The 721-nt window shown below is 55.2% G+C and carries 1 protein-coding gene; it reads right to left on the bottom strand.

The window, feature by feature from the left end:
- Positions 1-721 (bottom strand): IS1634 family transposase (locus HMPREF3149_RS13395; RefSeq protein WP_141741481.1); only part of this gene is annotated, 721 nt, incomplete at both ends.

The raw sequence follows: 721 nt of genomic DNA, 5'->3' as shown, positions 1-721 counted from the left end.
GGCCGGTGATTGCTTGAATGGTGGCGGTGAGGTCGGGCGGGAGTGGTACGGCGGCGTGAATGGTTTCGCCGCCAATGTTGAGTTCGAAGCTGCGGTATTTCTTGAGTGTTCTCACGAGGCGTTTGATGGATTGACCACTGCGGGTCTCCATCAGGTGGGCCACGGCTAGTGCTGCCATCACAATATGGAGATGTGCTGTGATCGAGTCTTGTTTCCTGGCGTAGATTGGGCGTGCTTTCAGGTCTGATTTCGACATCCGAAACGATTTCTCAATGTTGAATAGCCTGCGGTAATGCCCGATAACCTCCTGGGCGTCAAGAGCGGTCAGGTCGGTTTCATAGCCTTTAATTCCGGCTAGGGCTCGGTGTTTGGCAGCAAGAGCGTAGTTGACCTTCTTGTTCGGAGCGGAAAGATCGATATAGCGGTTACGCTTGATAGCGATATCGCCGTCAACAGCGCGTTTGGCTTTTGCGACTTGCTCTTTGATTCCGCGCAGGCTGCGTCTGGCCCGGTCGTGGGAGTACTGGTAATGCGTCACCGTATTCGGGGTTGTGTGTTTGCGCCCATCGCTTGCCGAGGCTTGTGTCCAGATCTGGCCGTGGGTGTAGTCTTCACCGGGGTTTTCCCGCCGCCAGGTTTCAATTACCTCTGGCACGGTGGGGGTTTTCACCGACAAAATGTAGTGCAGACCTGCGTCAATGAGTGCTTGTTTGTTCGCCGC

Origin of the sequence: Corynebacterium sp. HMSC05E07 (assembly GCF_001807225.1) — a bacterium.
GTDB classification, from domain to species: domain Bacteria; phylum Actinomycetota; class Actinomycetes; order Mycobacteriales; family Mycobacteriaceae; genus Corynebacterium; species Corynebacterium singulare.
Note: the sequence above shows the minus strand (reverse complement) of the source record. Positions and strands in the feature narration are given on the sequence as shown.